Below are 15,601 nucleotides of genomic sequence, written 5' to 3' on the forward strand. Positions count from 1 at the left end.
GAAGAGACATATGAAATCACGTGCAGCAGTTGCTTTTGGTCCCGGTCAGCCACTAAAAATTGTCGAGATTGACGTTGCGCCGCCGAAAAAAGGTGAAGTTCTGGTCAAAATCACCCATACAGGCGTTTGCCATACCGATGCATTTACCCTTTCTGGCGATGATCCGGAAGGCGTATTCCCGGCAGTCCTGGGTCACGAAGGCGGCGGCGTGGTAGTCGGGGTCGGCGAGGGGGTAACCAGTCTGAAACCTGGCGACCATGTTATTCCACTGTATACGGCGGAATGCGGCGAGTGTAAGTTCTGTAAATCCGGTAAAACCAACCTTTGCCAGGCCGTACGCGCCACTCAGGGAAAAGGACTAATGCCGGATGGCACCACCCGTTTTTCTTATAACGGCGAACCGGTTTATCATTATATGGGAACCAGTACGTTCAGCGAATATACCGTTTGCGCGGAAATTTCTCTGGCGAAAGTGAACCCGCAGGCGCCGCTGGATAAAGTGTGTCTGCTGGGCTGCGGCGTGACGACCGGTATTGGCGCCGTACATAACACCGCTAAAGTGAAAGCCGGCGATACCGTTGCCGTTTTTGGTTTAGGCGGTATTGGGTTGGCGGTCATTCAGGGCGCGGTTCAGGCTAAAGCAGGGCGTATTTTAGCTGTTGATACGAATCCGGACAAATTTACGCTGGCGGGCGAAATGGGGGCGACAGACTTTATTAACCCGAATGATCATGATAAACCGATCCAGGACGTTATTGTTGAACTTACTGATGGCGGCGTGGACTTCAGTTTTGAATGTATCGGCAACGTTAACGTGATGCGAGCAGCGCTGGAATGTTGTCATAAAGGCTGGGGGGAAAGCATTATTATTGGCGTAGCGGGCGCAGGACAGGAAATTAAAACCCGTCCCTTCCAGCTAGTGACAGGTCGCGTCTGGCGTGGCTCCGCCTTTGGCGGCGTGAAAGGGCGCACGCAGCTGCCAGGGATGGTAGAAGATGCGATGAACGGTAAAATCCGTTTAGATCCTTTTATTACTCACCGTCTGCCGCTGGAGCAGATTAACAATGCCTTTGAACTGATGCATCAGGGCAAATCTATCCGTACCGTTATCCACTTTGGTGATAACTGATTCATCCGCCAGCGGAAAATCCGCTGGCGCTTATCTGAATTTTCTGGAATGAATGTTGTGAAAATGTGACGAAGGCGATGCTTTTCGCGATAAGCAAACGTCATGAAGTGCCGATGACTATCTAACGGGCGTGTTTTTACGCATTAAACCTACAAGAGAGTCAACGGTCATGGGCAACACATTCTCGATGCAAGCCTCGCATAAACTGGGCTTCCTGCATCACATTCGGCTGGTTCCGCTGTTTTCCTCCATTCTCGGTGGCATCCTTCTTCTTTTTGCTTTGAGTGCCGGGCTGGCTGGCTATTTTCTGTTACAGGCCGATCGCGATCAGCGTGATGTCACGGACGAGATTCAGGTACGGATGGGATTATCCAACAGCGCTAACCACTTACGTACCGCACGTATCAATATGATCCACGCTGGCGCGGCGAGCCGGATTGCCGAAATGGATGAAATGAAAGCCAATATTGCCGCCGCGGAAACTCGGATCGCGCAGTCTCAGGACGGTTTTAACGCTTATATGTCCAGAGCGGTGAAAACACCAGCCGATGAAGCGTTGGATAATGAGTTAAACACCCGCTACAACGCCTATATCAACGGTCTACAACCGATGCTGAAATTTGCCAAAAATGGCATGTTCGAAGCGATCATTAATCATGAAAACGAGCAGGCAAAACAACTGGATGCGGCATATAACCATGTCCTGTTGAAAGCTATTGAACTGCGCACCGAGCGGGCGAGGCTGCTTAGCGAGCAGGCTTACCAACGTAGCCGGCTTGGTATGATGTTTATGATTGGCGCGTTTACGTTGGCGCTGGTATTGACGTTAATGACCTTTAGGGTGCTGAGTCGTACGGTAATACGGCCGTTACAGCAGGCCGCGTCACGTATCGAACGCATTGCGGCGGGCGATCTGACCATGGCCGACGAGCCCGCAGGACGCAGTGAAATTGGTCGCCTGAGTTGTCATCTTCAGCAGATGCAGCATGCGTTGCAGCAAACGGTAGGGACGGTGCGTCAGGGGGCGGAGGAAATTTATCGCGGCACCAGCGAAATTACCGCCGGTAACACGGATTTATCTTCTCGCACTGAACAGCAGGCTGCCGCCATTGAACAGACCGCGGCCAGTATGGAACAGTTGACGGCAACCGTTAAACAGAATGCGGATAATGCGCATCACGCCAGCAAACTGGCGGAAGACGCCTCCGGTAAAGCCAGTCGTGGAGGCCAGATGGTTTCCGGGGTCGTGCAAACGATGGGAAATATCTCCACCAGCTCGAAAAAAATCTCGGAAATTACCGCCGTCATTAACAGTATCGCCTTCCAGACTAACATTCTGGCGCTGAACGCGGCGGTCGAGGCCGCGCGTGCCGGAGAACAAGGACGCGGGTTTGCGGTGGTCGCCAGTGAAGTTCGTACCCTCGCCAGTCGCAGCGCGCAGGCGGCAAAAGAGATTGAAGGCTTGATCGGCGAATCGGTTAGTCTGATTGAACTAGGTTCTGAAGAGGTTGTCGCTGCGGGGAGCACCATGAATGAGATTGTGGATGCCGTAAAACGCGTCACTGATATCATGCTTGATATCGCTGCAGCTTCTGATGAACAAAGTCGCGGCATTGTCCAGGTCAGTCAGGCGATTTCTGAGATGGACAAGGTCACGCAGCAAAACGCGTCGCTGGTAGAAGAGGCGTCAGCGGCGGCGGCTTCGCTTGAAGAACAGGCCGCCCGCTTGACGCAAGCCGTTGATGCGTTTCGTTTACAGGATACTGGCGCGACAATGCGTTCATCCATCCTTTAATAAGCGTCGCGCCATCGGGCTATTTTAGCCGCGGGCGCGTTTATTATCCGGCGGCCGCCATCACAGCGGCATCGATTTACGGATCGCCGCAATCAGCGTTTGCGCCCCGGTTGAAAGCGGGATATCAACTCGTGTAAGAATACCTATGGGCTCGCCTGCGCTCTGGGTCGGCACGGGTAATGAGACCAGCGTCGCCTGGCGAAGATCTTCTTTAACCGCGCCAGAGGGGACGAACCAGACGTAATCGTAATCTACGGTCAGTTGTCGTGATAACGATGCGGATAGCGTTTCGATACACCCTGCAGGCATTTTACACCCCTGGCTTTGCAACAGGGCTTCCGCATTCTGGCGCGGCACCGTGCCTTTTGGCGAGACGACTACCGGCCATTCCATAACCCGGCTGAGCGTGATCGTCTCCTGTAACAGGGGATGGCCGGGGCGTACCACTAATTTAAGCGATTCTAAAAACAGCAGTTCGTAATTTAAGCCGCTCATTAATTCCGGGTCTGACATGCGGCCAATACCCAGATCGATCTCGCCTGACTTGAGACCAGCAAGCAACATCGTATTGTTCATGGTGGCGACCTGTAACGAGGTCGATTTTTGCTGTTGATGGAACCGCCCAATTACCGCCGGGAGAATACCCAGCGCAGCGGTGGGGAGCGCGCCAATACGCACCACATCGGCGCTGGCATCCTCTTTGCGATTCAGCGCCTGCCCGGCAGTATTCAACGCATCTAATACTTTTACCGCATGGGTTAAAAATTGTTCGCCAGGAACCGTTAATTGCGCGCCCAGTCGCCCGCGTTCAAACAGACGGGTTCCGGTGAGTTGCTCCAGTTCGTTCAGCGTCTTAGAAAGGGCTGGCTGGCTCAGGTTAAGGGTTTCAGCCGCGCGCCCCAGAGTTCCCTGTTGCGCAACGGCGACAAACGTATGAAGGTGGCGCAACCGAATGCGCTGACTAAACAGACCATTTTTTTCCATAAGCGATGTTAAAAACAGAGCCATGCGGGTGACAAGTAAAGTTGTTTGTTTTTGATAACTTGATAGCAAAATATTATTAACATTTTACCATTTAAAGTTACAACTGTTTTATTTTGCTGATGATTCAACTGCCGTTAAGCGTGCTAAGCCGCGCTCTGATCGGGGATACGCCAGCGTGTGTCAATCCGTTCCACACAATGAATTCAGGCGGGATCACAGTTTGTAAATTCTTCTCCCCGGAATGGATGAGGTTTTCTACACTCCAGGTAACATTCACTGGAGGCATGACATTATGGCGAACACCATCACGGCAGATGAGATTCGGGAACACTTTTCGCAGGCAATGTCGGCAATGTACCAGCAGGAAGTTCCGCAGTACGGTACGTTACTGGAACTTGTCGCTGACGTGAATCTGGCGGTGCTGGAAAATAATCCCAAATTGCATGAGCAGTTGGCTAATGCCGATGAACTGGCGCGGTTGAACGTGGAACGACATGGCGCTATTCGTGTTGGCACCGCAGAAGAACTTTCTACCTTGCGTCGGATATTCGCTATCATGGGGATGTACCCGGTGAGCTATTACGATCTCTCTCAGGCGGGCGTGCCGGTGCACTCCACGGCATTTCGTCCCATTGACGACGCTTCGCTTTCGCGTAATCCCTTCCGCGTGTTCACTTCGCTATTACGCCTGGAACTCATTGAAGATGCGGCATTACGCCAGCGGGCGGCGGAAATCTTATCGCAGCGGGATATTTTTACGTCGCGCTGCCGACAATTGCTGGATGAGTACGACGAGCAGGGCGGTTTCAGTACTGCCCAGGCCGAAGAATTCGTCCGTGAAACGCTGGAGACTTTTCGCTGGCATCGTCAGGCTACTGTTGATGAAGAAACGTACCGCGCCCTGCATCGTGAACATCGGTTAATTGCCGACGTGGTCTGTTTTCCAGGATGTCACATTAACCATCTGACGCCACGTACTCTGGATATCGACCGGGTACAGGCAATGATGCCGGAGTGCGGCATTACGCCTAAAATTCTTATCGAAGGTCCGCCTCGCCGCGAAGTGCCCATTCTGTTGCGGCAAACCAGTTTCAAAGCACTGGAAGAGCAGGTGCTCTTCGTTGGTGAAAAACAGGGTACACACACGGCGCGCTTCGGCGAAATTGAGCAACGCGGCGTCGCTCTGACGCCAAAAGGTCGTCGGTTATATGACGAATTGTTGCAAAAGGCAGAAACGGGTAAGGATAACTTCACGCATCAACTCCATTTACAGGAGGTCTTTAACGCCTTTCCGGATAGCGAATTTCTGCTCCGTCAGCAGGGGCTTGCCTGGTTCCGCTATCGCTTAACGCCTTCCGGTGAGGCGCATCGTCAGGCGATTCATCCTGGTGACGATCCGCAGCCGCATATCGAGCGTGGTTGGGTGATCGCGCAGCCGATTACCTATGAAGATTTTCTCCCGGTCAGCGCTGCCGGCATTTTCCAGTCGAATCTGGGAAATGAAACGCAGGCCAGAAGCCACGGTAATGCCAGCCAGGATGCCTTTGAACAGGCGCTGGGATGTTCGGTACTGGATGAGTTTTCGTTATATCAGGAAGCGGAAGAACGCAGTAAACGCCGTTGCGGTCTGCTTTAAAAACGGTAAGCTTCACAGGCTGTGAGGATGCTGTAAAAAGGAAGGCGTTATGTTGAATCCCTCCATCCCGTTGGTGCAAACGCGTCACGGTAAAATCGTGGGCGTCGTACAGGAAGAAATCCATATCTGGCGCGGTATACCCTATGCCGCGCCGCCAATAGGGGAGCTACGCTGGCGTGCGCCGCAGCCTGTTACGTCCTGGCAGGATGTGCGCCAGGCGGATTGTTTCTCCTGCGCCAGTTGGCAGGACATTACCTGGTGTCGCGAACTTGGCGGCGGCGATCCGGGAAATTTTTCTGAAGATTGTCTCTATCTGAATGTCTGGGCTCCCGCCGTACGTCATAAACTGTTGCCGGTCATGGTCTGGCTACACGGCGGCGGTTACACCATTGGCGCGGGTAGTCTGCCGCCCTATGACGGTCATGCGCTGGCGAAGCGCGGCGCGATCGTGGTGACGGTCAATTATCGGCTTGGCCATCTGGGCTTTTTCGCGCATCCGGCGCTGGAAGGCGAAGAGGCGGAGTGTATTCATAATTTCGCTTTACTCGATCAAATCGCCGCGCTGCGTTGGGTGCAGGACAATATTGCCGCGTTTGGCGGCGATACGCAGAATGTGACGCTATTTGGCGAGTCCGCTGGCGCCCGCAGCGTGCTGTCGTTGATGGCTTCGCCGTTGGCTAAGGGGCTTTTTCATAAAGCGATTATTCAGAGTGGTTATACGCTGCCGGATACGCCCCGCGAGGTGGCGCTTAAAAAGGGTGTTGCGCTGGCGGAACATGTTGGCTTAGCCAATGCCACAGCTGAACAGCTACGCGCTTTACCAGCAGAGACGTTTTGGCCGCTGGACGCGCCCTTTAAAATTGCGCCGACGCCGATTTCCGGCGACGTCGTATTGCCGCAGCCGATGCTGGAAACCTTCTTTGCGGCTAAACAGCATCCGATACCGGTGATGATCGGCTCGAACAGCGATGAAGCCAGCGTATTGGCGGTTTTTGGCGTTGATATTGCCGGTCAAATTCAAAAAATGCGCCGTGAGCGGCGTGTTGGACTGGGGTTAATCCGGCTGCTTTATCCTGGTGTGAAAGGCGACGAAGCGCTAGGGCGGCAGGTCTGTCGGGATATGGTATTTACCACGTTGGGTTATGTCGTCATGCAAGCGCAGCAGCGGATCGGCGAACCGTGCTGGCGTTACTGGTTTGATTATGTCGCCGAAGCGGAGCATAACACCTATGCTAATGGCGCCTGTCATGGCAATGAAATACCGTATGTGTTCGATACGTTAACGCGGGCTGAGCCCACATGCCATTATGTGAATGAGAATGACCTGGCCTTTGCCTCGCAGGTGGCGGATTACTGGGTGAATTTCGCTCGTCATGCCAGCCGCACGCGTGATGTGCTGCACGGCCCGGTTCGCTGGCCCGCCAGCATTCGGGGGCGAGATCGTTTGTTGCGGATTGGACTGAACAAGCTTGCCGGTTTTAAAGTGGAAAACCGCTTTATGCGTGCGCGTCTGGCGCTGTTTAAGCGTGTCATGAAACATCATGTTAGTCTGGAGTAAACTTTTCATAACCTGAAGAATGCCGCGTGAGGTTTACATCCGATTCGGTCGGTTCTTATCGACATAAAATATTTACGCTTTTGCGCAGTTTCCAGGCGACCAACAATTGGATTATTAATGAATTTTGTCTAGAGTGAGCGGTCAGAAACGGGCACGCTCTTGCTGCTGAAAAAAACCAGCGCGGGACCATTCACAAGACCAGAAGGACTCATTTTCAGGTATGAATCGTAGACGATTTATTAAAGGTTCAATGGCAATGGCCGCCGTGTGCGGTTCCAGCGGTATTGCTTCACTCTTTTCTCAGGCGGCGTTTGCCGCGGAATCCGATATTGCGGATGGTAAAACTGTCCGTTTTGATTTTGCTGGTCTGCAAACAATGGCCCAGGCGTTAGCGAAGAAACCCTGGGATGGTGCGCCGAGACCGTTGCCGGATACGCTCGCCAATCTGACGCCGCAGGCCTATAACAGTATCCAGTATGACGCGGCGCATTCGCTCTGGAACAATGTTGCCAATCGGCAGCTCGATATTCAGTTTTTCCACGTAGGGATGGGGTTTCGTCGTCGCGTGCGCATGTTTTCCGTTGATACGACAACTCATCTTGCTCGTGAGATTCATTTTCGCCCGGAACTGTTTAAATACAACGATGCCGGCGTTGACACGACACAACTGGAAGGGCAGAGCGATCTCGGTTTCGCCGGTTTCCGTGTCTTTAAAGCGCCGGAACTGGCGCGGCGCGATATTGTCTCCTTTCTGGGCGCCAGTTATTTCCGGGCGGTAGATGATACTTATCAGTATGGCCTGTCGGCTCGCGGGCTGGCGATAGATACCTATACTGACGGTCAGGAAGAGTTCCCCGACTTCACCGCATTCTGGTTTGACACCGCGAAGCCGGGTGATACCACGTTTACTGTTTACGCTCTGCTGGATAGTGCCAGTGTGACGGGCGCGTATAAGTTTGTCATCCATTGTGAAAAGTCGCAGGTGATCATGGACGTAGAAAACCATCTCTACGTCCGTAAAGACATTAAGCAACTCGGCATTGCGCCGATGACCAGTATGTTTAGTTGCGGGAATAATGAACGCCGGGTATGCGACACCATTCATCCGCAAATTCACGATTCCGATCGGCTGGCGATGTGGCGGGGTAACGGCGAGTGGATTTGCCGCCCACTGAATAATCCGCAGAAATTGCAGTTCAATGCATATATGGACGACAACCCGAAAGGGTTCGGCTTGCTGCAACTCGATCGCGATTTCTCGCATTATCAGGATGTCATGGGATGGTACAACAAACGTCCGAGCCTGTGGGTGGAGCCGCGCAGTAAGTGGGGGAAAGGCGCGGTTAGCCTGATGGAGATCCCAACTACTGGCGAAACTCTGGATAATGTGGTCTGTTTCTGGCAGCCGGAAAAAGCGATCAAAGCCGGGGATACGCTGGCGTTCAATTATCGTTTGTACTGGAGCGCGCAGCCGCCGGTGCAATCGCCGCTTGCGCGGGTTATGGCGACCCGTACAGGGATGGGCGGTTTTCCCGAAGGCTGGGCGCCGGGCGAACATTACCCGGATAAATGGGCGCGCCGTTTTGCTATTGATTTTGTCGGCGGCGATCTGAAAGCGGCCGCGCCAAAAGGCATTGAGCCGGTGATTACGCTCTCCAGCGGTGAGGCGAAGCAGATTGAGATCCTCTACGTTGAGCCTTTCGACGGTTATCGTATCCAGTTTGACTGGTATCCGACCTCGGATTCTACGGCACCAGTGGATATGCGTATGTTCCTGCGTTGCCAGGGGGAGGCTATCAGCGAAACCTGGCTGTATCAGTATTTCCCGCCCGCGCCGGATAAGCGTCGTTATGTCGACGATCGTATCATGCGTTAGTCAGTTTGCCTTCTGTACCGCCACAAAGGCGGTACAGGTTCTGGATATAGCTCTGACATAAACTCACTCGTGATCCGCTGTTTTTGTGACATGCCTTTCCATCGTTCTATTTTTGCAACAGTCCTTCCTGTTTATCCCTCTCGATCCTGCGGACAGGGAACATTAAGATAGCTTCACCTTATTTAAGATATAAAGTGAATATAATGAAAAAGAGTCTTCTTGGTGCTGTCCTGTCTCTGGGTTTATTAAGTGCTGCTCATGCAGATGTATATAAATTTGATAATACGCATACCAATGCGGTATTTAATATCGATCATTTTCAGACCTCAACCAATCACGGCGGATTTTATGCCATTAGCGGCGAACTGAAATATCAGCCGGAAAAGCAAGTCGCAGAGATGCGCGTGACGATTCCTGTGAGCGCCTTAAATACCGGGGTGGATGCGTTTGATAAACATATCCGCAGTAGCGATATTCTGGATGCGGAAAAATATCCAGTAATGGTATTTGAATCGACAAAATGGCATTTTGCAGATAATAAACCGGTTTCTATTGACGGTTTGTTAACAATGAAGGGGGTAACTAAGCCCGTCACCTTAACCACCACGAAGTTTGGCTGTTATATGAGCCCGATATTCAAGGCGCAGGTTTGCGGTGGTGATTTTGTCACGCAAATAGATCGCACCCAGTGGGGTGTAGATTATCTGGTCGATATGGGGATGACGAAAGTTGTCGATATAAAAATCCAGGCAGAAGCGGTTAAGCAATAAAGGGAATTATGATGAAAACTCATCACCTCATTCGGGTAGTGGCCTCGCTGGCAATGTTGGCAACATCAGGCCTGGCTTATGCTGAAGAGTACAAAGCCAGCACGGACGAAAAAGCAATAAAAATGACGAACGTCGCCTCACTGGAAGCGCGCGTTCAGGCCAGAATGGAGAAAGGGGCATTTGGTTATATTCGCGGTGGAGCCGAAGATGAGAATAACCTTCGCAGCAACACCGAAAGCTTTGACAAAAAATATATTATGCCGCGCGTATTACAGGGCATTGAGTTAAAAGAGATCGATTTATCAACGCAGCTACTGGGTATTCCGCTTAAAACGCCTATAATCCAGGCACCGATGGCGGCGCAGGGTCTGGCCCACGCCTCCGGAGAGTTGGCGACGGCGAAAGGCATGGCGCAGGTCGGCTCGATTTTCTCGTTGAGCACCTATGGTAACAAGACCATCGAAGAGGTGGCTAACGTTTCCGGGAAAAACCCGTTCTTCTTCCAGCTTTATATGAGTAAGAATAATCAATTTAACGAATTTATTCTTGCACAAGCGGTAAAACATGGCGCTAAAGCAATTATTCTGACCGTAGATTCGCCTGTCGGTGGTTATCGGGAAGAAGATATTAAAAATAACTTCCAGTTCCCGCTGGGTTTTGCAAACCTGGAAATGTTCGCCAGAAAAAATGACGATGGTTCAAAAACCGGCAAAGGGGCAGGGATAAGTGAAATTTACGCGCAGGCTAAACAAGCCTTTACGCCGGAGGATATTGCCTATGTACATCGTGTTTCCGGTCTTCCGGTTATTGTAAAAGGCATTCAGTCGCCGGAGGATGCTGAAATTGCTATCCAGTCCGGGGCCGCAGGAATATGGGTTTCTAATCATGGTGGGCGTCAATTAGACAGCGGGCCATCCTCATTCGATATGCTTCCTGCGATTGCAAAAGTCGTCAACAAGCGAGTGCCTATTATTTTTGACAGTGGAGTACGCCGTGGTTCGCACGTATTCAAAGCGTTAGCCAGCGGGGCGGATATTGTGGCGGTTGGCCGCCCTATATTATACGGTCTCAATCTGGGCGGCGCTCAGGGTGTGGCATCGGTGATTGAACAGCTCAACAAAGAGCTGACGATAAACATGATGCTGGGTGGCGCCAGGAATATTGAACAAGTGAAAACGACACGCTTGTTAACTGAAAAAGAGCTGCCACAGTAATATAAAGGTCGGGTACTATCCCCGACCTTTTCCTGTGTGATTTTCCTCAACAACGCTTCCGGTAGAAAATGACGCGCTCTGTTTCCTCAAATCCTAACGCCTGGTGAACTTTCTGGGAAATTGTATTTTCCGGCGTGGTATCAGAGGCCATTTCCCGACACCCTTTATTCGTTCCCCATCGTTGCACCGCTGCAATCAATTGTTTCGCTACGCCGCGTTGACGGAATGAGGGGAGAACAAAAATACCTTCAAGGAAAGCCACGGGCGAACTGTCACAGCCATTGACATAATCGTGGCGGATTGAGGCATCCGCAAAGCCAATCGCCACCCCGTCTGCCATCGCAATAAATGACGCCAGATGATCGGCTTGCAGCATTTCTTCGCCATCCGCCAGATGGCCGTCATCCGGGTGACCAGGCCAGAGCTGTTTTCGCAATCCGCGCCAGTGCTCCAGATGGGTTTTGTTCATTTGCCTGATGTCCATTAACGCGCTCCTGATGAGGGGTCTGACATGATGAGACGGCATCCCGCTTGCTGATAACGTCGGGCGATAGCAGACGGGAGCGCACTGTCGCTAAGAATGGTGGTAATACAGGACAGCGTCGCAACCGCATGGGGTTCCACAGTGTCAAACTTTGAGTGATCGGCCATCAATATGACCTCGCGTGAGCGCTGAATAATGCGCGTTTTTACGCCCACTTCAAACATGGTAGCGTTGGTGATGCCCGTTTCTAACGACAGCGCATCGCAGGAGATAAAAGCGCGTTCAACGGCAAAGGCGTTAATCATCTCCAGCGCCAGACTCTCGCCAACCGAAAAGTAACCGGGGCGAATCAGCCCGCCAATAATGTAGCTCTCTACGTGTGGGAAGCCACCTAGCTCATTAGCGATTTTGATGTCATTGCAAATGACTTTTACTTTGGCGTCGACCAGACATTTTGCCAGTTCCAGACAGGTGGAGCCGGAGTCGAGAAAAAAGCAGTCTCCATCCTTGATGAACGTGCGGGCGAGGGCGGCGATTTCGCGTTTCGCCTCGCTTTGTAACGTTCGCTTAACGTCGAAAACATATTCTTTATCTTCCGTACTGTCGTCGAAGTCAATACAACCATGGCCGCGAACCATACCGGGATAACGGCTGGCAATATAGTGAAAATCCCGGCGCACGGTTGCCTCAGCATAGCCAAAAAGCTCAATAGCTTGCTGTGTTGAGAGGTGCCGGTGTTGCCAAAGATAATGCAACATCTGTTTGATACGGTCGGGGCGCTGTTGGCTCATCAACATATGACTCCTTTATAGCGCGGTGAATTGTGACAACGTCACGTTTTGATTCGCCGTCGTGAACAACGCCCGGCCAATCACCAGATGCTGTGCACCTGCGGCGGCAAGTAGCCGTGCGGCGCGAAGCGTAATTCCGCCGTCCGCCCAGCATTCCGCAGCAGGGAAATGCTCTCTGCTCTGGCTAACTTTTTCACACATCGTGGCGATAAATTGTTGCCCGCGCCCGTCGGGTTCGCTGGTCATGATCATCAGCGCATCCAGTTGCAATGCCAGATAACGATAGGGCAATAGCGGCGTTGCCGGGTTAAGCGCCAGTCCTGCTTTCGCCCCGATAGCGCGAATATCCGCCAGAATCTCCGAGGGGTTTTGCACGCTTTCGGCATGAATGAAAATCCAGCCGGGGCGGATAGCTGCAAGCCAGGGTAGCCAGCGTTGCGGTGATGAGACCATCAGGTGAAATGAGAGCGGATGGCGAGTGTATTGTGCGACTGCCTGAATGGTTTTCATACCGAAGGTAATATTGTTGATGAAACTGGTATCTTCGATATCCAGATGCAGCGAGCCGAGGGGCGCATCGTGTAAAGCGGTCAACGCCTCGGCATAGCGCAGCGGATCGGCGGAGGCCAGCGAAGGGTGCAGGATCATCGGAACCTCCATCAGCGCAATGCGGTTAATTGCGCGAAAAGCGCTGCATCATTTGGCGCATCTTGCAGCAACGCGACGCTTCCCGGCGAGTCGAGCCACTGGCTGATGCGTTGAATGGTGCGAATATGTGCTTCAGCGTCCGTGGCGCTGGCGCAAAGCAACAGCCAGATGGGATCGCAATCCGTATTGCCGAAAGCGACCGGCGTTGATAGCGTAGTGACGCTCATTTGATTATGGTTGGCGCCTTGCTCCGGTCTGGCATGGGGCAGCGCAATCCCCGGCGCGATAAGATAATATGGCCCCCATTTAAGGGTGTTCTCAATAATACCGTCCAGGTAGCAGGGGGCCGCCGCGCCGAAGGTAATCAGCGGACGCACGGCGATATCCAGCGCGTGTCGCCAGTCGTTGGCATGGCGTTGCGCCTGAACCCACTTAACATCATTAATCATCGATCGTTGACTCCTTGCTGGTTCGGGTTACTCTGAAACCGATCCCCGGCGTGTCTTTTGGCGAAGGCGACGGAGATCGGCAGGAGGGTTATCGCTCTCTGCAGGGGATAAGCATTTTGCTTATCCCCATTTTATTGTCGGATATGGCGTACTTTCTCCATAAACTTCGCCACGCGCGCCTGGTCGACAAAGTTGGCGAAGACGCCGTCTTTTTTAAACGTGGTTGCCGTTACGCATCCGTCGGCAATGCTGAGCTGCTCCTCGACGTTTTCCAGACAAACTCCGGTATTCGCCAGCACTACCGTGTCAGGGACGGTCTCTTTTACCCGCTTCAGTATGGCGCTATCGGTACGTGCGCCTGCCGTCAGGCCAGAGACGCACAGGGCATCGGGGTTATTATTAAATACGGTCGATTTCGCAATTGAACAGACATCCCGGTTTCCCAGATACACCGCCGCTTCCGGAACGATGTTAAACAGCGTTTTCACATGGCCTGCGCCGATGCGATGCTGATGACGAATGGTTTCGCCGACATTAGTATCCCAGACGCCAAAATCGCTGGCGTAAGCGCCGGTGAAAATTTCACGAATAAATTTTGCGTTGGTCGCCATCGCCAAATCAAAAGAGGCCACAGGGTCCCACAACACGTTTACCCCAAACGGTACGCGAATTTCACTCATTAACTGACCGATAATTCTTGCCATAGCGGCAGTCGTTTCCGGTCTGACTTTCGTTAAATAAGGCAAACTAAATTCGTTGGAGAACATCACCGCATCCACACCGCCGTTTTGTAGCGCCATTAAATCGTCATGGGCGCGGTCAATCACCCAGTTCATGCCTTTCTTTGTATCGAACCCGGGATCGCCCGGTAGTGCCCGTAAATGGCACATGGCGATAACGGCTTTTTCCGTTCCTATTACCTCTTTTAGCCAACTCATTCTGGGTTGCTCCTTATTCCGGTAGTTCACGTTTACGTAAGATAAGTACGATGCTGGCGACGATGCCGACCACAATAACCACGCCAATAATGCCCAGCGACATCAGTTCAGATATTGACCAGCCAAACATATTCCCTACCGACAGCGCGGTAATTTGCGCGTTTTCAGCGGCGAAACTAAAGCCGCCTTTGAGCGCCATATCGGTAAAGTACGGCGCGAACTGGGTGGCGATCAGCAAAACGGTAATCATGACAATGATGCCGCTGAGCAAAGTACGAATCAGATCGCCGCGATGAATAACCGTGGCCATGCAGATAAAAAACGGCGCGACCGGTAAATCAGCCAGCGGCAGGACTTTATTGCCCGGCAGAATGCTTGCCAGAATTAACATGATGGGAATTAACAGCAGTCCAACCGCGATAGTGGTCGGGTGGCCTAACGTCACTGCGGTATCCAGACCGATAAAGACTTCGCGCCCTTTAAAGTGTTTCTGGAAGAATTTACGCGCGCCGTCGGAGATAGGCATTAATCCCTCAACGATAAGGCGGATCATGCGCGGAAACAGCACCATAATCGCCGCCACGGTAATCATTAAGGTTGCGCACCCTTTAAAGCCTTCACCTGCGGCAAGTCCGAAGATCAGCCCGAGAACAACGCCAATGATCACCGGGTCGCCGACCATCCCATACCGTTTTTGGATCTCCTGAGCGTCAATATTGCGTCCTTTCATAAACGGGATTTTTTCGTATATCGCATCCAGCAATACGAACAACGGCACGGAGCTGGAGCCATACCCTTGCGGGATTGAGATCCCTTCCAGACCGACGATGCTCTGTACCCGTTTCGCCGTCCAGTCGGCCATTTTCAACGACAAGGCGGCATGGCAAATCGCGCCCAGTACGCCATAAATCAGACTGCCGGTCATCAACTGGACGACCGTTCCGGTAATGGCGTAGTGCCAGTAGTTATAAATATCAACGTTCATGGTTTTGGTCAGGCGAGTCACCAGCATACCGACGTTGAGCAGAAAGATAACGGGAATGATCATCGCGCCGATGGCCGTCGCATAGCCGACGCCGGATGCGGGTCCGGCGCCGACGTCAAAGACATGCAGCGTCAGGCCAAAACGCTCAATCATCACTTTTATCGGCGGACTGAGACTGTCGATCGCCATGACAATCACCAGCCCCATACCGACAAAACCGATGCCGACCGTCACCCCGGCTTTCACCGCCTGCAGCCAGGGAATACGAAAGATTAAGCCGATGATAATCATAATGATGGGCACAAATACGGTGCCGCCGAGAGACAGGATGTAATCAAACATAA

Annotated in this window: 14 protein-coding genes; 7 read left to right on the top strand and 7 right to left on the bottom strand. The window is 52.4% G+C overall.

Annotated elements, in window-relative coordinates:
- The first annotated feature begins 10 nt into the window (after positions 1–10).
- Entirely contained in the window at positions 11–1,129 is a 1,119-nt protein-coding gene (locus AC3G3F_RS05685; protein ID WP_023249442.1) for an S-(hydroxymethyl)glutathione dehydrogenase/class III alcohol dehydrogenase, read from the top strand.
- A gap of 169 nt (positions 1,130–1,298) precedes the next feature.
- Positions 1,299–2,924: a methyl-accepting chemotaxis protein gene (locus AC3G3F_RS05690; protein WP_079796374.1), complete on the top strand. Its 1,626-nt coding sequence runs from the start codon at positions 1,299–1,301 to the stop codon at positions 2,922–2,924.
- 60 nt (positions 2,925–2,984) lie between these two features.
- Here the strand turns inward: AC3G3F_RS05690 and AC3G3F_RS05695 are convergent, their stop codons facing one another.
- A complete protein-coding gene (locus AC3G3F_RS05695) occupies positions 2,985–3,908 on the bottom strand; it encodes a LysR substrate-binding domain-containing protein (RefSeq protein WP_023249440.1) in 924 nt (307 codons plus the stop codon).
- Positions 3,909–4,200: 292 nt separating this feature from the next.
- Here AC3G3F_RS05695 and hglS point away from each other — a divergent pair, with 292 nt between their 5' ends.
- From hglS to AC3G3F_RS05720, 5 genes are all read left to right on the top strand, one after another.
- Positions 4,201–5,544 carry a 2-oxoadipate dioxygenase/decarboxylase HglS gene (gene hglS, locus AC3G3F_RS05700; RefSeq protein ID WP_053509750.1) on the top strand — a complete coding sequence of 448 codons (1,344 nt, stop codon included), beginning with the start codon at positions 4,201–4,203 and terminating at the stop codon, positions 5,542–5,544.
- 49 nt (positions 5,545–5,593) lie between these two features.
- Complete coding sequence (locus AC3G3F_RS05705) at positions 5,594–7,102, top strand: carboxylesterase/lipase family protein (protein WP_063390476.1); 1,509 nt, start codon at positions 5,594–5,596, stop codon at positions 7,100–7,102.
- A 220-nt stretch (positions 7,103–7,322) separates the two neighbouring features.
- A complete protein-coding gene (locus AC3G3F_RS05710) occupies positions 7,323–8,978 on the top strand; it encodes a glucan biosynthesis protein D (protein ID WP_023249436.1) in 1,656 nt (551 codons plus the stop codon).
- Between the two features lie 194 nt (positions 8,979–9,172).
- Positions 9,173–9,748 carry a YceI family protein gene (locus AC3G3F_RS05715; RefSeq protein WP_072158735.1) on the top strand — a complete coding sequence of 192 codons (576 nt, stop codon included), beginning with the start codon at positions 9,173–9,175 and terminating at the stop codon, positions 9,746–9,748.
- A gap of 11 nt (positions 9,749–9,759) precedes the next feature.
- Positions 9,760–10,962, top strand: a complete 1,203-nt coding sequence (locus AC3G3F_RS05720; RefSeq protein ID WP_079796376.1) for a lactate oxidase — start codon at positions 9,760–9,762, stop codon at positions 10,960–10,962.
- Between the two features lie 46 nt (positions 10,963–11,008).
- Here the strand turns inward: AC3G3F_RS05720 and aac(6') are convergent, their stop codons facing one another.
- The 6 genes from aac(6') to sgcC all read right to left on the bottom strand — a co-directional run bounded on the left by aac(6') (position 11,009) and on the right by sgcC (position 15,599).
- Entirely contained in the window at positions 11,009–11,446 is a 438-nt protein-coding gene (gene aac(6') / locus AC3G3F_RS05725; RefSeq protein WP_079796377.1) for a cryptic aminoglycoside N-acetyltransferase AAC(6')-Iy/Iaa, read from the bottom strand.
- Entirely contained in the window at positions 11,446–12,237 is a 792-nt protein-coding gene (locus tag AC3G3F_RS05730) for a DeoR/GlpR family DNA-binding transcription regulator (RefSeq protein WP_053529098.1), read from the bottom strand. Before AC3G3F_RS05730 ends, aac(6') begins: the two co-directional genes overlap by 1 nt.
- Before the next feature lie 15 nt (positions 12,238–12,252).
- The gene (locus AC3G3F_RS05735; protein ID WP_053509742.1) at positions 12,253–12,885 is read right to left on the bottom strand and encodes a ribulose-phosphate 3 epimerase family protein; all 633 of its coding nucleotides are present in this window, start codon (positions 12,883–12,885) and stop codon (positions 12,253–12,255) included.
- 11 nt (positions 12,886–12,896) lie between these two features.
- The gene (gene sgcA, locus AC3G3F_RS05740; RefSeq protein WP_053529049.1) at positions 12,897–13,334 is read right to left on the bottom strand and encodes an SgcA family PTS sugar transporter subunit IIA; all 438 of its coding nucleotides are present in this window, start codon (positions 13,332–13,334) and stop codon (positions 12,897–12,899) included.
- A 131-nt stretch (positions 13,335–13,465) separates the two neighbouring features.
- The gene (gene sgcQ / locus AC3G3F_RS05745; protein WP_070789006.1) at positions 13,466–14,272 is read right to left on the bottom strand and encodes a BtpA family protein SgcQ; all 807 of its coding nucleotides are present in this window, start codon (positions 14,270–14,272) and stop codon (positions 13,466–13,468) included.
- Positions 14,273–14,285: 13 nt separating this feature from the next.
- Positions 14,286–15,599 (bottom strand): PTS sugar transporter subunit IIC SgcC, encoded by a 1,314-nt coding sequence (gene sgcC, locus AC3G3F_RS05750; RefSeq protein WP_023249434.1) that lies wholly within the window; start codon positions 15,597–15,599, stop codon positions 14,286–14,288.
- Positions 15,600–15,601 lie beyond the last annotated feature (2 nt).

The organism is Salmonella sp. FC25216 (assembly GCF_057751355.1).

Excerpts from the sequence above, each read along its gene's own strand:
- AC3G3F_RS05720 (WP_079796376.1), top strand. The coding sequence starts at position 9,760 with ATGAAAACTCATCACCTCATTCGGGTAGTGGCCTCGCTGGCAATGTTG.
- AC3G3F_RS05735 (WP_053509742.1), bottom strand. The coding sequence starts at position 12,885 with ATGATCCTGCACCCTTCGCTGGCCTCCGCCGATCCGCTGCGCTATGCC.
- AC3G3F_RS05685 (WP_023249442.1), top strand. The coding sequence starts at position 11 with ATGAAATCACGTGCAGCAGTTGCTTTTGGTCCCGGTCAGCCACTAAAA.
- AC3G3F_RS05695 (WP_023249440.1), bottom strand. The coding sequence starts at position 3,908 with ATGGAAAAAAATGGTCTGTTTAGTCAGCGCATTCGGTTGCGCCACCTT.
- AC3G3F_RS05710 (WP_023249436.1), top strand. The coding sequence starts at position 7,323 with ATGAATCGTAGACGATTTATTAAAGGTTCAATGGCAATGGCCGCCGTG.
- sgcA (WP_053529049.1), bottom strand. The coding sequence starts at position 13,334 with ATGATTAATGATGTTAAGTGGGTTCAGGCGCAACGCCATGCCAACGAC.
- AC3G3F_RS05690 (WP_079796374.1), top strand. The coding sequence starts at position 1,299 with ATGGGCAACACATTCTCGATGCAAGCCTCGCATAAACTGGGCTTCCTG.
- AC3G3F_RS05705 (WP_063390476.1), top strand. The coding sequence starts at position 5,594 with ATGTTGAATCCCTCCATCCCGTTGGTGCAAACGCGTCACGGTAAAATC.
- sgcC (WP_023249434.1), bottom strand. The coding sequence starts at position 15,599 with ATGTTTGATTACATCCTGTCTCTCGGCGGCACCGTATTTGTGCCCATC.
- AC3G3F_RS05730 (WP_053529098.1), bottom strand. The coding sequence starts at position 12,237 with ATGAGCCAACAGCGCCCCGACCGTATCAAACAGATGTTGCATTATCTT.
- sgcQ (WP_070789006.1), bottom strand. The coding sequence starts at position 14,272 with ATGAGTTGGCTAAAAGAGGTAATAGGAACGGAAAAAGCCGTTATCGCC.
- hglS (WP_053509750.1), top strand. The coding sequence starts at position 4,201 with ATGGCGAACACCATCACGGCAGATGAGATTCGGGAACACTTTTCGCAG.